At 63.4% G+C, this 16,819-nt stretch carries 7 protein-coding genes; 4 read left to right on the top strand and 3 right to left on the bottom strand.

The features are described 5' to 3' along the window. The first annotated feature begins 1 nt into the window (after position 1). From NFH98_RS19310 to NFH98_RS19295, 4 genes are all read left to right on the top strand, one after another. The gene (locus tag NFH98_RS19310; RefSeq protein WP_124804635.1) at positions 2-1,192 is read left to right on the top strand and encodes a glycosyltransferase family 2 protein; all 1,191 of its coding nucleotides are present in this window, start codon (positions 2-4) and stop codon (positions 1,190-1,192) included. Between the two features lie 118 nt (positions 1,193-1,310). After that, positions 1,311-2,276 carry a sulfotransferase family 2 domain-containing protein gene (locus NFH98_RS19305; RefSeq protein WP_045992418.1) on the top strand — a complete coding sequence of 322 codons (966 nt, stop codon included), beginning with the start codon at positions 1,311-1,313 and terminating at the stop codon, positions 2,274-2,276. 222 nt (positions 2,277-2,498) lie between these two features. After that, complete coding sequence (locus NFH98_RS19300; protein ID WP_348827241.1) at positions 2,499-4,814, top strand: glycosyltransferase family 2 protein; 2,316 nt, start codon at positions 2,499-2,501, stop codon at positions 4,812-4,814. Between the two features lie 12 nt (positions 4,815-4,826). Beyond that, positions 4,827-5,879, top strand: a complete 1,053-nt coding sequence (locus NFH98_RS19295) for a glycosyltransferase family protein (RefSeq protein WP_349623048.1) — start codon at positions 4,827-4,829, stop codon at positions 5,877-5,879. 410 nt (positions 5,880-6,289) lie between these two features. Here the strand turns inward: NFH98_RS19295 and NFH98_RS19290 are convergent, their stop codons facing one another. From NFH98_RS19290 to NFH98_RS19280, 3 genes are read right to left on the bottom strand one after another with little or no spacing between them, the layout of a single operon-like run. Then, positions 6,290-7,633: an aminotransferase class I/II-fold pyridoxal phosphate-dependent enzyme gene (locus NFH98_RS19290; protein ID WP_349623047.1), complete on the bottom strand. Its 1,344-nt coding sequence runs from the start codon at positions 7,631-7,633 to the stop codon at positions 6,290-6,292. Continuing rightward, a complete protein-coding gene (locus NFH98_RS19285; protein ID WP_349623046.1) occupies positions 7,630-15,135 on the bottom strand; it encodes an SDR family NAD(P)-dependent oxidoreductase in 7,506 nt (2,501 codons plus the stop codon). Before NFH98_RS19285 ends, NFH98_RS19290 begins: the two co-directional genes overlap by 4 nt. Beyond that, a complete protein-coding gene (locus NFH98_RS19280) occupies positions 15,132-16,745 on the bottom strand; it encodes an LTA synthase family protein (RefSeq protein ID WP_349623045.1) in 1,614 nt (537 codons plus the stop codon). The genes NFH98_RS19285 and NFH98_RS19280 overlap by 4 nt, the downstream gene beginning before the upstream one ends. Positions 16,746-16,819 lie beyond the last annotated feature (74 nt).

Raw genomic sequence — 16,819 nt, 5'->3', positions numbered from 1 at the left:
GATGGCGAAGTTCTGTGTTGCCGGTATCGTCCGCAATGAGGTGGATTACCTTGTCGAGTGGGTAGCTTGGCATCGGCTGGCAGGGTTTGGGCATGTCATTCTGGCCGACAACGGTTCCGACGACGGCACCCGCTCTTTGCTCGAAGCGCTGGCAGATCTGGGAGAGGTCAGCCTGCTGTACCAGCCGGTGCTTGAGCGCAGGTCGCAGCAGTTGGCCTATCGTCGCATCCTTGGGCTGGCTCTGGGAAAGCATGACTACGTCATGTTTCTCGATGCCGATGAGTTTCTTGTGCACGAAAGCCAGCGTCACGGTGAGGAATGTCGCGAGCTGGAAAGGCTGGTGGCGTCGGGTGATGTGGGAAGCGTCAGCGTGAACTGGAAATGCTTCGGCTCCTCGGGGCTTGAAGAGGCGCGATCTGAACCGGTACTGCAACGTTTCACCCGTTGTGGCACTGCACCAGGCGCGAGCGCAGATTGTCACACCAAGAGCCTGGTACGCGTCGACCATGTCAAGGCGCCCTATTGTCATTCCTCTACCCTGGTATCGGCCTGGAAATATGTCGATGCCACAGGGGACGTGATCGAGGACTTCGTTGGCTCGCCGGACGGCAGTGGTGAGTCGGACCCACGTGGTGGGCGTACGCGGTCGATCCATCAGGGACCGCTTCGGGTTCACCATTACGCGGTGAAGTCGCGTGAGGAGTTCTCGCGCAAGCGATTGAGGGGGAGTGCTACGCGAGGCGCCAACTTCGACAAGGGCGAGGCATATTTCGGACGTTACGACATCAACGACGTTGCTCATGAGTTCCAGGCCGGCAAGCTTGCCCGCCTGGCTCGGGAGATGTCGGCGCTGAAACAGCGTCTGGCAGAGCACACCGTGCTAGATCGCCCTTTGGTGGGAGCCATCGATCATTTTGACGCCAACGCAGTCTGTGGTTGGGTGACGGACCGCAACGGCAAGGCCAGTGGTCTGGCAGTGAACATCTTCGTCAATGGTGTTCACGCGGGGCGTGCAAGGGTGGGGTTCTATCGACCCGATCTACGACGTTCCGGCAAATCCGTGGATGGTTATTGCGGGTTTCGCTGGCTGCATCCGGCGCCTTTGAAAGAAGGCGATCATGTGACCGTTTCTCTCCATGCCAATGCTTCAGTGCTGGTGGGGGGGAGTGATCTTGTTGTCGGCACATCGTGACGCGTCTGGAGTGTGGAGGTGGCTCCGCCACCGGATCCCGTGTCGTCTTCCCCTATCCCTTTTGCCACGCCGCGCCGCAGGACTGATTCCTGCGGCGCTTTTGTCAGGAGACTCCACCATGAAACCCTTGTTTTTCGTACATATACCCAAGACGGCGGGAACCAGTTTTCGTCACGGTGCTGAGCGCGCCTTTGGCTTCGACAAGATCGTCTATGACTACGGCCAGGATGCATCTCAGACCAGCGTCCTGACACGCGAGTGCATGTATGGCGAGTCCCCCGATCCTTGGCGCCTGTATCGCAGGAGCCTGGACAACCAGGCGATGATGCTGGCAGGACACGTCACCGCGGCCAAGTATGTCCCGCTGTGTGGCGTCGATCGCGCGGTGACCTTTGTTCGCGAACCGTTGCAGCGGGCGGCTTCCGAGTATTCGCACTTTCAGCGGATTCATCAGTACAAGGGCAGCTTCCGCGACTTCATGAAGATTCCTCTGATGCTTGATCGCCAGTCGAGCATCTTCAAGGGGGTCGATGTCGAGGCGATCGGGATGGTCGGCTTGACCGAACGTTACTCGGAGAGCCTGGAGTTGATCAATGCTCGCTTTGGCATCGATATCGCCCAGCGTGAGGACAACCGGGGGAAGCCGCAGGTGGGCGAATTGCATGACATCGCGCCAGAGGATGAACAGGAGTTCCGCAAACTCAACCCGCTGGATCTGGCGCTCTACGAGCGTTGTCGCAAGCTATTCGAATCGCGCATCCAGCTCTATCGCGACAATCTCCCCTTTGCTCACGCTCGACTGACGCAGTTCGATGCCGAGCGGGTGGGGGGGTGGGCCTGGTGGGAAGGTGGTGCTGATACCCCGGTGGACGTCGAAGTCTGGGTCAATGACGAACATCGCGACACTGTGTCGGCCACCCAGCTCCGTCCGTCCATGGCTCGCTTGAAGCTTCCCCGTGGCGGCTATGTCGGCTTCCAGCTGAAGGTGAATCTGTCTGCGGGTGACAGGGTCCAGTGTCGTGTTGCCGAGACCGGACAATGGTTCCCGCCGGGGCCGCGTCGAGTCGCTGTGGCCAGCAACTGAGCGGCGGGTATGGAAGGTGCCAATCGAGGTGGCGGAACACGATCGTGGCTGAAAGGTCTTCTCGAACTATGCCACCTGGTCGTTCAGCCTCAGCGACACTGGCAGCCTCATCATGGCCTGAGACAGCAGGCGAGTGGAGGGGACTGGGACTGGGAGTGGGAGTCGCTGGATGAAGACCCCCAGTTCCTGCTGTGTCGGCACCTACCGTTGCCTGGCTGGCATATGGTGGAGCTGGACCTGGACCACGACCAGCATAGCGTTGCTGTCAGGCTTTACTTCGATACGGGGGAAGGCTTCAGTGAAGACGAGTCGTTGACCCTTCCGCTCAAGGGTGGACGTATTACCAAGCGGTTGATCTACGTGAAGCGGCGACTGCGCCGGTTGAGATTCGACCCGATGGAGTCGCCGGGATACTTTGCGATCCGCCACTTTCGCGTCGTCTGGCTCTCCCCCTGGTTCGCACATGATCGCCTGAGCCAGCGTCTGGTCAATATGCACCATCGCTGGCGTGATGTGTCGAAGCAGGAAGTGCTGGGAGTGCTTCGCCACCGCGCCCTCCAGGACGGTACCTGTTGGCGCGACCTTGCCCTGTCGGACTACGAGGAAACGTTCGAACGATTCTGCTCGGGTCGAAGCTATGTGCAATGGCTGCGTGAGCGCGGATGGGATAAGAATTCGGATAGCAGTTCAGATAGTAGTTCGGATAGAAGTTCGGATGATTGCGACAAGACCTCTATGGTCTCGGCGCTCGAAGGTGGGTGGCGTTCCAGGAATAGAAGAGCTGAGCTGGACGAGATTCGTGGTGGGCTTGACGGGTGGCGAGGCAAGGATGAACGCCGCCGTAGCCTGGCGCTTGAGCGTCGCTGTGCTGCTGCCGAGCGAGCTGCGCAGTCATGTGTGGACACCGCAGTAGCAGCCAGGACGGATACATTCAGGCCGATTGTGTCGATCTTGCTGCCGGTACATGATCCTGCGCCGGAACATCTGAAAGACTGTCTCGAGTCTGTGCTTCGCCAGGACTATGATCATTGGCAACTCTGTATCGCTGATGACGCCTCCAGAAACCGCGAAGTCATAGCGTTGCTGGAGCAATTTGAGGCTCGTGATTCTCGAATAGTTCTGCGTCGCCAGAAAACTAATGGCCATGTCTGTGAGGCCTCCAACGCGGCCTTGAGCATGGCCGCTGGGCCCTACGTGGCGCTACTGGACCATGATGACCTGCTGACTCCGTGTGCCTTGAGCTATGTTGCCGAGGCGCTGAGTCGCTCACCACGACCGGTGCTGGTGTACAGCGACGAAGACAAGGTGGATCAGCGTGGTGTGCGCTGCGAACCTCACTTCAAGCCCTGCTTCAATCCTGATCTGCTGCTGGCCCAGAACTACATGGCGCACTTGAGTGTCTTCGACACCGCGCTGGTACGGCAACTGGGAGGCTTCCGCAAGGGGCTGGAGGGCAGCCAGGACCATGATCTGGCCCTGAGAGTCTGTGCCCACACAGAGCCTGATCGCATCGTCCATATTCCCAGGATTCTCTATCATTGGCGTGCCAGTCCCGGCTCCACGGCCATGACCAGTAACGCCAAGGATTATACGTCCCGTGCAGGGCTGCGAGCGGTCGCCGACCATCTGGCACGAAGCAGTCCCGGTGCCACCGTCGAGCTTGGGCGCCTGCCCAATACCTATCGTGTCCGCTGGCCTCTGCCGGATCCGCTCCCGCTGGTCAGCCTGATGATCCCTACGCGTGATCGTGTCGATCTGTTGGCACCATGCGTCGATGCGATCCTGTCTCGTACCCGCTATTCCAGGCTTGAGGTGCTGATCCTCGACAACGGGACGCGATGCGAGGAGACACTGGCTTATCTGGCCGAGATCGGCAAGGGAGACCCCCGGGTCAGGATTCTGGCCTGGAACCATCGCTTCAACTATTCCGGCATCAACAATTTCGGAGCGTATCACGCACGTGGTGATGTGCTCGGACTTATCAATAACGATATTGAACCCATCAACGAAGAGTGGCTCGAGGAAATGGTGCGGCACGTCGTGCGGCCGGAGATCGGTTGTGTCGGCGCCAAGCTCTATTATCCCAACGATACCATCCAGCACGCCGGTGTCGTGTTGGGTATCGGGGGCGTTGCGGGCCACGCTCACAAGTACTTCAGTCGCCATGCCAACGGGTATTTTTCTCGCCTGGCGCTAGCGCAGAATTACTCTGCGGTGACCGGTGCCTGCTTGTTGATACGCAAGGCGCTCTATCGGCAGGTGGGCGGCCTCAACGCGCGAGATTTGCCGATCGCTTTCAATGATGTGGACCTGTGTCTAAAGGTTCGGGAGGCGGGTTATCGAAACGTATGGACGCCCGACGCCGAACTCTATCACCACGAATCCGAGTCGCGTGGTGCCGATGACAATGCCAGCAAGCGAGCCAGGGCCATCGGAGAGGTACTCTACATGCGCCACACCTGGGGTGAGCAGCTTGATCGGGATCCGGCCTACAACCCCAATCTGACGCTGGTTCACGAGGATTTTTCTCTGCGTTGAGAGGCGTTCACCATGGCCCGGGGTTCTGGCATTTGTGGTTCTCGCTGGCTGTTGCTGAGTGATGGGGCTCTGCCCACCGAGGACATCTACTTCATGGCGACGGCTGCGCCCTGGCTTCGCTATGCAGGTGCGACAGTGACTCGCCTTGATACCCGTCGGTGGGCGTCTCCTCTGCTGTGCTGGCCCTGGCTGGATCGCACCTTGGCCGGGGCACAGATCATCGTTTGTCGAAGCCTGTCCGAAGCCTGGATCGATCTGCTGGAGACGCGCCGAGCTCAGGTCGCCAGCGTACATTACCTGCTGGATGATGATCTTGATGCTGCCGCCAGGGATCCTGGCTTACCGACGGGCTATCGTGAGCGTATGGGGTGGGTGTCGCGCCGGATTTTGCCCAGGCTGCTGGCCCTGGCCGACGAAGTCGTCGTACCAAACGAGGAGCTGGCGGCACGAATCAGGCCGCGCCACTCCCGGGTGGTGACGCTGGCACCTGCGCTGCTTTTTTCCCCGGAGATGGCCACCCCCGAGGCAACATCGACGGGATGGCGATTGGGTTACCACGGTACGCGGGCCCACCGGCGGGATCTGGAGCAAATCAGCTCGGCACTGGTCAGCGTTCTCGAGGCCCACTCGGGACTGATGCTGGAAGTGGCAATGGGGCGCTACACTCCGCAATCCTTGCGTCAGCATGATCGTGTGGGCGCGCTCGCCCCCATGGCCTGGCATACCTATCTGAGGCACTTGAAAGGTTCGCGGTTGCATCTGGGGCTGGCTCCCTTGTGGCCGACAACGTTCAACACTGCCAAGTCCCATATCAAGTTTCTGGAGATTGCCGCCATGGGTGGTGTGGGTCTCTTCAGCAGGCGTGCCCCCTACAGCAATATCGTCAGCGACGGAGAAGATGGACTGCTGGTCGATGATGATCCCGCGGATTGGCAGCGCTGCCTCGTCCGGTTGCTGGAGTCTCCGCGGGAAACCCATCGCATGGCCCAACGGGCGTTGGAAAAGGCCCGGGATATCGGCAGTGCGGCCCACCACCATGCCTTCTGGGGTGAGCGTCAGTGCTGAAACAGACAACAGTTTCCAAGGGAGCAAATGCTGTATAGACAACAGTGATTGGTACTTTCTTCTCTCCTTCCTCCCCCTTCCTTTCTAACCTCCTTCCTTCCTAACTTCCTTCCTTTCTTACTCTCTCTTCCTTATCTTGCCCTGCTTCCTGTTATTTCATTGAAGCTTGGTACCTATCCCTATCCCTATCCCTATTCCCTCTCCCCATCCGTGGCCGCCGCTCGCTATCCGCCTTGGAGGTTGGACTGCCTGCAAGGGAGTCTAGGCTCTGTCCGAAAAGTCGACGAGCGAAGGTTAGACAAGGCAAAAATCGGTGAGAAAGCACAGTTTACGGGGTGTAAATGAGCATTTTGATCCGATTTTTAACGCCGTATTACCGAGCGCAGGCACTTTTCAGACGAGCCGTAGCGTTAATCTGAGTTGATCAGCCTTTCCAGGGCCGACAGGGTCTGATCGATCTGGTCCGGCTGGTGCTCGCAGCTGACAAAGAAGCGCAGCCGAGCGCTACGTTCTGGCACTGCAGGGTGCAGGATGGGTTGCACATTGATACCCGCCGCCAGCAACGCATGGGACAGCTTGGCTGCCCTGGCGGAGCTGCCGAGAATAAGTGGCACGATGGCATGTCCCTCGCTGCTGCCGGTATTCAGCCCCAGGGCCTGGATACCGTCCAGCAGACGTCGAGCGTTCTGCGTCAGCCTGGTGGTTCGCCAAGGCTCTTCCTGCAGCACTTGCAGAGCGCGGCGTGCTGGTGCGGCCAGTTGCGGTGCCAGCCCGACGCTGTAGAGAAACCCTGGCGCAAGGTAGCGCAGCGTATCCACCAGTGCTTGGCACCCGGCGATATAGCCTCCGCAGGAGGCAAGGGATTTGCTCAGGGTGCCCATCCAGATGTCTACATCTCCCGGAGCCACTCGGCAATGCTGGTGAAGACCTAGCCCGGTTGCCCCCAACACGCCAAGCGAGTGGGCTTCATCCACCATCAGCCAGCAGTGGTGCCTGCGCTTCACCTCAACGAAACGTGCCAGGTTCGGGGTGTCACCGTCCATGCTGTAGTGGCCTTCGATTACCACCAGTACGCGCTCGAAGCGATCGCGATGGTCGAACAGCAGACGATCCAGGGCTTGGGCATCGTTGTGGGGGAAACTCATGCGAGTGGCGCCGGATACGCTGGCGCCCATCACCACACTGTTGTGGATCAGGCTGTCGTGGATGATCAGGTCCCTGGTGCCCACCAGCATGGCGATGGTGGAGACATTGGTAGCGTGGCCGCTGACGAAGGCGAGCGCATCATCACTTTGGTAGCAGTGCGCCAGCTCACGCTCCAGGGCCCCGTGGAAGGGGCGTTCGCCGGCGACAATGCGACTGGCCGATACCGAGGTGCCGTAGTACTCGATCGCCTGATGGGTGGCGTCCAGGACACGCCGATCGCCGGCCAGGCCGAGATAGTCGTAGTTTGCAAAGTTGATGACGTCCTGATCGCCGAGTCGGCTGGTAGCCCCCGCCCTACGCTGATGACAGCGAAAGAAGGGGCTGGTGATACCGAGGGAGTCCCCTAGCGTCCTCATCATGGCGATGCGGCGATAGCCTTCGAGGCTGCGGAAGTCGGTGGTTGCGACGAGTGTTTCGGTCAGCGGGTAGTGCTCTGAGGTTGAAACAGCGCGGTCGATGGGCGTTGCCTGGGCATGACGAGCGCTGTCGATCACCCTGGCCTGATTGAGCAGGCGGTCTTTCAATGCCTTCCGGTCGTCGGGATTCATGTCACCTCCCGTGCAGGAGCAGGAGGGGAGACTGCGTGGCGGTAGGCCAGCGCAGCATGTTCGTCGGTTGCATCGAGCTCGGGGCTTTCCAGCAGGTCGCAGATCAACTGGGTGGTGCGATGCAGGGTCGCGGCGTCGGCGAGCGCCAATGCGGACACCTTCACGCCAAGCCGGGTCTCGATGGCCGATACCAGCTCGACGGCCATCAGCGAATCGAAGCCGAACTCGGAGAGCCGGCGCCCGCTGTCGATGCGTTCCGGGTCCAGCATCAGGATGCTCGCCAACTGTCGACGCAGGATGGCTTCGACGGCCTTGCGGCGGGACGATGCATCGAGCGCCGATAGATCGAGGTCGTCGTTGCTACTTGCCTGGCGGTCCGCTTCACCGGAGTTATGGCGCAACTCGATAAAGCGCCGCTGGATGAAGCCATGGTCGATGGCACCGATGACGGTGGCGTTGCTGACGCCTGTCGCGAGTGCCTGCTCCAGCGCGTCCAGCGCCTGCTCTGCGCTCAGCTGCCCACCCCCCATACGCTGGGACAGGGCCTGACGCCTGGTCTGGTGACGAGCCAGAAAGCCGGTGTCCTCGATGATGCCAAGGCTCAGGCAGGTGGCGGGTTTCCCCGCCTGACGGCGCCGCACGGCCAGCGCTTCCAGGCCCAGGTTGGCCGCCACATAGGCGGACTGCCCGGGGCTTCCGAACAGGGTGGTGGCCGAGGAGTAGAGCACAAAGTGCTGCAGGTCGTGATGGCGGGTCAGGCGGTCCAGCAGGATGGCGCCCAACAGCTTGGGGCCCAGTACCGCGTCCAGCTGCTCGCGAGTCAGCTGTCGCGCGAGGCCGTCTTCGATGACGGCGGCGGCGTGAATGACGCCACGCAGCGGTGGGCGCCGGGAACCGCATTCCTCGATCAGTCCAGCCAGGGCCTGCTCATCGGTGACGTCCAGCGCTGGCGCTTCTACCGTGACGCCCTGTCTTTGCATGGCGGCGATAGCGGCACTGGCCTCCGGGCTGCTGACGCCCGAGCGACTCAGCAGCAGCAGATGGCGAGCGCCGCGCCTCACCAGTCGCTCTGCACTGGCCAGGCCCAGGCCGGACAACCCACCGCTCACCAGGTAACAGCCTTCGGTATCCAGCGCCATGCAAGCCGGATTGGTAGAGCTATTGGTGGTGTTTCTCGGACCGCCATGCGGGTGCATGGTGGTCTTGGAGGCTGAGCCTGTGCGGGGTGTGTCAGGAGACGGACTGGCAGCGGCTGAAGGGTGCGTCACGATGATCTTGCCGATATGCCGCGCCTGCTGCATATGGCGGAAGGCCTCGACCACTCTGGTGGTCGTGAAGGTGGTATAGGGCAGGGCGCTGAAGGCGCCCTCGGCAAAACGGTCCATGACCTGTCGGAACAGTTGGCGGGCGAGCGCGGGACGATGTGACAGCAGTTGATCGGAGTCGATGCCGAAGTAGCTCAGGTTGTGACGGAAGGGGCGCAGCCCCATCGGGGTATCCTGGTAGAAGTCTCGCTTGCCAAGCTCGAGAAAGCGCCCGAAAGGCGCCAGCACACGCAGGTTCTGATGGATGGCGTCGCCGGACAGGGAGTTGAGCACCACATCGACACCCTGGCCATCGGTGTCTGCGAGGATCTGTTCGGCGAAGGCCAGGCTGCGTGAGTCGTAGCAGCGCTCGGCACCCAGCAGTGTCAGCAGATCACGCTTGTGCGGGCTGCTGGCGGTGGCCAGCACTTCAGCCCCTCGCCACCGGGCCAACTGTACGGCAGCCAGACCGACACCGCCGGCAGCGCCGTGTATCAGCACCCGTTCCCCGGGCGATAGCCGAGCCAGATGCTCGAGGCTGTACCAGGCGGTGAGAAACGCCGTGGGCAACCCGGCAGCGGCCACCGGGTCGAGACCTGTCGGCACCCTGGCCAGCGAGTCGGCCTCGACCACCAGATGGTTCGAGAAACAGGCCGACCCCAGCCCGACCACCGGGTCACCAATATCGAACTGGGTGACCCCTTCGCCCAGCGCCTCGACGATACCGGAGAACTCGAGCCCCAGGGTGGCGCCGGAAAAGCCCTGCTCGAGCGCCTCATCGGTGAGCACGCCGAGAGCATACATGACGTCACGGAAGTTCAGACCCGTGCCCAGGGCCCTTACTCGGACCTGGTCCTTGGCGAGCGTCGACCGTGCCGGGTGGGCTCGCCACTGCAGGCGCGAGAGCTGACCGGGATGAGCGATTTCCAGGGTCACCCTGGACGCTACTCGGTCTGGCGTGGGGGGTGGTGTGAGCGCTGGCGGTGTGTCGGCGACAGGACGCACGCGCAGTGCCCGGCGATGTCCGTGGTGGTCGATGACCACCTCATCCTCGCCATCGTCGTGATGCAGATCCTGCGCCAAGGCCACCAACGCCGCTTCTCCCGAGGCCAGGTCGACCAGCCGTACGCGGGTGTTCGGCAGTTCGTTGTCGAGGGAGCGACAGCCCCCCCACAAGGCAGCCTGGTACAGGTCGATCTCGGGGGTATCAGCGCCGAACGGCGCGGCGACATCGCGAGTCACCACGACCAGCGTCCCGTGGCGATCCGCCAATGTCCTTGCCCAGTCACCCAGTCGCTCAAGGGCGTCCAGGCCCGCCTGGTGGGTCTCGAGGTCACCGCCTGTCTGCCGAGACGGTACGGCGGCTCGCAGGTCGACAACTTGCGGGGCGACCACTTTCCGGGCACTCGGCGCTTGCTGCGCGTTCGAGGCGCGCGCTGAGGTGACCTCCGCAAACGAGGACGGGGCGGCAAGCGTCATTTCGAGATCATCGTATGTTACGCAGCGGGCAGCACCCGATGGCATGTGTTGCACAAGCCGCTCACCCAGAGCACGACTGGCAGCATCCACCACCAGCAAGGTGGCTGCGTCGCGCTGTGCAAGAGGCTCGGCCGAACCTGTCTCGGTGGTGGGGCGAGCGCTTGCCGAGGGCACGGCACTCAGCAGAGTCGGAAGATGGGAGACCTCTGTCGGGGGGCGCGCCTCGACGCTGAACCCGGCCTGGCTCAGGTGGCGGCGGATCGCCTCGACAGTGGCTGGTCTGGCGTCGGGACGCAGGGAGCCCAGCGCTTGCCACCACCCTGTAGGGGGCAGGGCGAGTATCAGCAGTTGCCCGTGCGGTGCCAGGCGCGCCGTGGCCTTGTCGATTGCCTCGATGCTGACCTCGAGATCCGTCGGTGTGCTCACCACCCAGGCTAGCTGGGCGCCGGGGGCGGTATGGAAGGGGGGTAGCGATGCGGCACCGTTGGACGCTTCGATCAGCGGTTGGGCGCGTTGGTGGGAGCCATCATCTGGGGGCAGGATGTCCACCATGAGGCGATCGGGGTCCAGTGTCTGGCTCAACGCCTCGCCCAACCGAGGCGCCGCGCATCCCGCCTCGACCAGGTGCAGCCGTTGTGCCGAGGGTAGCGTCGACAGGATCCGGGAAACGCTGGCGAGAACCTCGTCGTGCAGGGCCTGCCACAACGCTTCCGGGATCAGCGAAGCGGCGTCGAGGGTCAGCCCTTCGATGTGCTCGACCGAGCCCTCCAGCAGGCCGGGAAGATGCAGGCCAAAACGCCCGAGTGAGCCAAGCAGAGGGAACTGCCGAGGGTACTCCGCCAGCAGCAGGCGCCAGATATCGACCGCCGCAGGAGACGCTTGCACCTCCGAGGAGGTCACTGTCGCGTCTGTCGGGTACTGAGCCAGAAGTCGACGGTAGAGTTCATTATTGCCGAGGCCGTCGCCTTCGATATCGGGCCGAGCGGCGACGAAGGCCTCCTCGAGCCAGGCAACGTTGAGACGCTCGAACAGCAGGCTGAGCTCCTCCAGGTCGCGCCCCACTGGGCCTGACATGATGCCGGCAAGGGCATTGGCCAGTCGCCTGCCTTCTTCGCCCAAGGGGGTAGGTACCAGTGGCGCCGGGGTCAGGCGGGTGGTCAGCCACTCGGTGGACGAGGAGGTTGGCAGGGCTAGTGGCGTTGTCGCGAAGCGGACCTCCTCGAGGGCAGCAACGCAACGATGCTTGCGGTACAGCCAAAGGTCGGCGGTGAAGGAGTGTGGTGAGCGTCGCGTAATGACGGCGCGGGCGTGGGTCGGTCGACCGCCGTCCTTGTCGAACTGCATGCGCGACAGGCGCACGGGCAGGTAGCCCTGCGTCGGCGGCGTCTGATCGTTGTTCATCAGTGGCAGGCACAGTTGCAGGGCGCCATCGAGCAGACCGGGTGGCAACCACCAGCAAGGAGTGTCTTCACTGACGGTGAACTCGCCGATGGCTTCATCGTCCTGGTACCAGATCCGGCCCAGGCTACGGTACTCGCCGCGGTAGTCGAGCCCCATCGCCCTGGCGAGCGCCAGGTGGGCGTCGCTGTTTATGCAGGCCTTGTTATCCAGCCAGGTCTCGCCATCCAGGTGCTCCTCACTGGCCGGCACAAGCGGAGGGGCCGAACGCAGCAGACTGCCCTGGCAGGCAGGGGCCAGGCGGGCGCTGAGGTGTAACTGCCAGGCGGCTGCCGGGTCGAGGTCGCGTACCGTCAACCGGACGCGTCCTTGGTCGGCCAGGGTGAGCCGCGCCAGCTTGCCCACAGAGGCGTCCAGCACCAGCGGCGCCAGGATCTCCAGGTCGTTGATTTCGAAGATGGTGTCTGGCGACGAAGTGATGGCGGCAGCCAGTACCATCTCGACCTGCGCCGCTGCGGCCAGCACCGGTGTCTCCCCGACCCGGTGGTCCGCGAGAGTGGGCTGCGTGGCAACACTCAGGCGCTGGACCCACGTCGACTCGTCCGGGGCCTGGCGAGCCCCCAGCAGGGGATGTTCGTCACGCTGCTCCAGCGGGTTGTGACCCAGGCCACTCGGGCGGGTCCAGTGATGGCGACGTTGCCAGGGGTAGGCGGGGAGTTCGATGGGGGCAAGGGGCCGTTCGAACCAGGGGGAAAAGCCATCCAGCGCTCCACTGAGCCACAGGCGTGCCCGTGCTTCGGAGAGTTCGTCCTGGCCCTGGCCCTGGCGTGTCAGGGTAGCGATATGCAGGACCTGATGCCCCCGCAGGCGACACTGCTCCTCGATGTATCGCTTCAACAGCGGATGGGCGCCGATTTCCACCAGCACCGAGTCGCCGCGATCGATCAGCGACTCGATGGCCTGGCGAAAGCGCACCGGCGCCCGCAGGTTTTGCCACCAGTAGTCAGCGCCGAGGGGGCGGTGGGTCTCGCCACCCTCGACGGTGGAGATCATCGGCAAGCGCGGAGATGATCCGTCCAGATCGGCAAGCGCCTCGAGCAGCGGGGTCTTCAAGCCATCCAGCAGTGGGCTATGGAATGGGTAGTCCAACGCCAGGCGAAGGTATCGATGGCCCGCGGTCCGCAAGGCGTCTTCCAGTTCGGCCAGCGCCGGCAGCGGTCCCGCCAGCGTGACATTCCCTTCGCTGTTGTCCCCGGCCAGGGAAATCTCGGCGAAGCGAGGCTGTGCGAGCCAGGTGGCGATGGTGTCAGCGGAGCAGGACACCGCGGTCATGCCTCCCTGATGACGGATCTTGCCCTGCAGGCGGCTGCGGTGGGCAATCACGGTCACCGCCTCAGCCAGTGATAGTGCGCCGCAGGCCCAGCCCGCCGCGACCTCACCGACGCTGTGACCGACCACCGCAGTGGGGGTGACCCCTGCCTCGTCAAGCCAGGCGGTGATCCCGACCTGAATCGCAAATAGCGCCGGTTGGGCCACCGCGGTGTCTTCGAGCAGGGCCGGATCATCGCTGCGGGCCAGTACGTCGAGCAACGAGAAGCCGGCGATGGGCAGGAAGTGCTCATCCACCCGCGCGACGGTATCGGCGAAGGTGGGGCTGGTCGAGAGCAGGTCACGCCCCATGCCAAACCATTGGCATCCATTGCCGGTGTAGACGAATACCGGTCCCTGGGGCGCATCCAGGCGTCGCTGGCGCCACACCCTGGGGGCGCTGCTGTGGGGAGCGGTCGTCGTGTCCTTCAGCGAGTCCAGGGCCGCCTTGGCCTCGTCATGGTCCCGCACCAGGGTCAGCGCCTGTTCGTTTAGGCGCTCGCGGTGGTGAACCAGGGTCCAGGTCAGGGCATCGAGGGCTGGCTGGTGCGTCTCGAGGTGGTCGCTTAGCCGACTTGCCAGTGCTGCCAGCGCTTCCTCGTCGTGGGCCGAGACAAGCAGCGGTAGCGGCTGCTCGAAAGAGACTCGTGGCGTCGGCCGCGATCGCACCAGTGACGGTGGCGGCGGCGTGGTCAGCACAACGTGGGCGTTGGCCCCCCCGAAACCGAAGCTGTTGATACCGACGGTCAAGGGGCCGCTTTCGGGGAGCGTCCGCGGTGTCAGCACCACGTCCACATTGGCCTCGTCGAGGTGCAGCTCAGGATTGAGGCGATCGACACCGATGGTGGCGGGGACGAAGCGCTGGGTCAGGCAACCCAGCGCCTTGTAGAGTCCGGCGATGCCGGCCGCTGTCTCCAGGTGGCCGATGTTGCTCTTGACCGAGCCGATCGGCAATGGGTGGTGACGATGTCGCCCAAGGGCCTGGCCGATGGCGGTGACTTCGATGGGGTCTCCGACGGCGGTGCCGGTCCCATGGGCTTCCAGGTAGTCCAGTCCGTCGGGATCGATCCCCGCCCGGGCGTAGACCTCGGTCAACAGTTGGGCCTGAGCCTGAGCGCTGGGTACCGTGAGTCCTGACTTGTGTCCGTCGGTATTGGTGCCGCTGGCGGCGACTTCGGCGAGGATGGGGTCGCCGTCCGCGAGCGCCTGATCGAGCGCCTTGAGCACGAAGATGCCGGCCCCTTCCGAGCGCACGTAGCCGTCCGCGTCTTCGCTGAACACGCGACAACGGCCTCGCGGCGACAGCATGCCGGCCTTGGAGAAGGCGACGAAGCCGAAGGGATGCAGGTGCAGGCTGACGCCGCCGGTCAGGGCGGTGTCGCATTCACCGGCGCGAATGGCCTGACAGGCCTGATGAAAGGCTACCAGGGAAGACGAGCAGGCCGTGTCGATGGCCATGCTGGGTCCCTTGAGATCGAACACGTAAGACAATCGATTGGCGGCGATGCTGAAGGTGTTGCCGGTGGCGAACAGATTGCCCAGAGAGGCCAGGTCGGCGGTATGCCGATAGGCGAAGTCAGGACTGGAGATGCCGATATAGACCCCGCAGCGGCTACCGCGCAGGCGCGAGGGGGGGACGCCCGCGTGCTCGAGCGCTTCCCAGGTCAGCTCCAGCAGCAGGCGCTGCTGGGGATCCATGGTCGCCGCTTCCCTGGGAGAAATTCCGAAGAAGTCGGCGTCGAAGCCGCCGATGTCGCCGAGTGATCCGGCGGCGAAGGTCACGCTGGTACCGGGCGAACGACGGTCGGGATGATAGAACCGGCGCCAGTCCCAGCGCGATGCATGCACCTCTGTGACCAGATCCCGACCCGCCAGCAGGCTCTGCCACAGGGTTTCTCCGGGGACTCCAGGAAAGCGGGTAGCGTTTCCGATGATGGCGACGCGCCTGGTCATAGCGGTTCCTTGCAATGGCGGTGGAGGGAGCGCCCGAGGGAGCCTGTGGCGACGGTCGTGGTCTGGCACCCGATGGTGTGGAGCAGTGCTTCGGCCAGTTGCGACAGGTCGGACGGTGGCTCCGGCCGTCGTGTGGTCTGGGGTCGGTTGCTCCAGATCATGAAAGGCGTTGTTCCATCGGGCTCTCCGTGCCAGCGATAGCTGGGAGACAGGATAGGGACGTGGTCGCCATAGGCGCACAACAGGCCCGGGCGCGATTGCCTGGTGAGGGTCGCCGCCAGGGCGCCGAGCATGGCGTCGGTATTGGCCAGGTGATGGAGATAGATATCGAGTTCGTGGGTCACGGCCATGGGGCGCGAGGCGTCGGCAGCGAGCCAGCGCAGTGGATCGGGCGCTGGCTCCAGCAGAAAGGGGCCGTGGCTTTCCATGGTGATCACGAACACCATCAGTGGGCGCGGGTCTGGATCATCCAGGGCTTGTGTGACCCGCCTGGCGAGCTCGACGTCGGCGATGAAGGGGCCATCTCGACGGCAATGCCTGAAGCTTTCGATGTCCTCGAATGCCTGAAATCCCAGCCGAGGCATGACCTGGTCGCGCTGGTAGAAGTCGCCGGGGTAGGGGTGCAGCACCAGTGTGCGGTAACCCAGGTGAGCGCAGGCACTGGCCAGACTGGGAACCGGCTGGCGGGACAGCTGACGATAGGGATTGAAGCGATGCATGCCCAGAGCATCCTCGTCCAGCCCGCACAGAAAGGCCGTTTCGCTGCGTATGGTGTTGGCGCCCCAGGCCGGCACCTTGAGGTAGCCGTGGGTGATGGACTGTTCGTTCAGGCGATCCCAGTGGGCGAGCACATCCAGGGGTATCTGGTCGTACCAGGGGCGTGGATCGAAGAACGACTCGCCCTGGACAATCACCAGGTGTGGCAGTGACTCCTGGGAGACTGGTGATGGCGGTTGGCGCAGGAGCGCTGGAGCCTGGGTGGTGTCGATGGGGGTATCGGGGAAGCGGGCGTAGGCCCAGAAGCAGCTCCACAGTCCCAAGTGGTGGTGGTCTTGGCACGGAACCAGGGAGGCCGCCGGGAGTCGCCGCAGGCCAAGCCCCAGAGCAGTGGCTGGCCCCAGTGCCAGGCCGCCCAGCAGCAGCGCCATGGAGGATAGGGAGAGCTGATCCAGCAGCCAGGGTTCGAGGAAGACGAAGACCGACACCGCCATCAGGGCGGCGAGGCTGGCACCCAGGGCCAGGCCGATACCGAAGAACGGCAGGTAGAGCCTTGGATGTCGGATGGCATCGAGGAAGTACTCGAAGTCCTGCACCAGGAAGGGCTCCTTCAGGCTCTGCCACTTCGCCTGATGGCTGCGCTGCACCACCCATTGCAGGGTAAGCACCGTGGCCAGGGCCAGCGCACCTCGTTGCAGCACCGCTACGGCTAGTACGTAGCACAGCCCCCAGGTGCCCGCATGGACCAGCCAGGGGGCCGGAGGGCGGTCGCGCCAGTTGCCCAGGCCTCGACAGCCTATGGCGTCCATGGCGAGGCTGAGTCCCGTGCCGAGGGGGAGTCCCAGTACGCACAGGATGAACGCCAGGTCTCGGGACGCGATCCACGTCAGCATCGTCGGTCAGAATGAAGCGGGTCAGTGAGCCGAGCAGCTACGACGTGCCGCGAGTCGGCCCCTGAAACCGCCAA

Origin of the sequence: Halomonas sp. H33-56, assembly GCF_040147035.1 — a bacterium.
Classification (GTDB): domain Bacteria; phylum Pseudomonadota; class Gammaproteobacteria; order Pseudomonadales; family Halomonadaceae; genus Halomonas; species Halomonas litopenaei.
Note: the sequence above shows the minus strand (reverse complement) of the source record. Positions and strands in the feature narration are given on the sequence as shown.

Bases quoted from the DNA above. Each gene is read 5' to 3' on its own strand.
- NFH98_RS19310 (WP_124804635.1), top strand. From the start codon at position 2: ATGGCGAAGTTCTGTGTTGCCGGTATCGTCCGCAATGAGGTGGATTAC.
- NFH98_RS19305 (WP_045992418.1), top strand. From the start codon at position 1,311: ATGAAACCCTTGTTTTTCGTACATATACCCAAGACGGCGGGAACCAGT.
- NFH98_RS19300 (WP_348827241.1), top strand. From the start codon at position 2,499: ATGGTGGAGCTGGACCTGGACCACGACCAGCATAGCGTTGCTGTCAGG.
- NFH98_RS19295 (WP_349623048.1), top strand. From the start codon at position 4,827: ATGGCCCGGGGTTCTGGCATTTGTGGTTCTCGCTGGCTGTTGCTGAGT.
- NFH98_RS19290 (WP_349623047.1), bottom strand. From the start codon at position 7,633: ATGAATCCCGACGACCGGAAGGCATTGAAAGACCGCCTGCTCAATCAG.
- NFH98_RS19285 (WP_349623046.1), bottom strand. From the start codon at position 15,135: ATGACCAGGCGCGTCGCCATCATCGGAAACGCTACCCGCTTTCCTGGA.
- NFH98_RS19280 (WP_349623045.1), bottom strand. From the start codon at position 16,745: ATGCTGACGTGGATCGCGTCCCGAGACCTGGCGTTCATCCTGTGCGTA.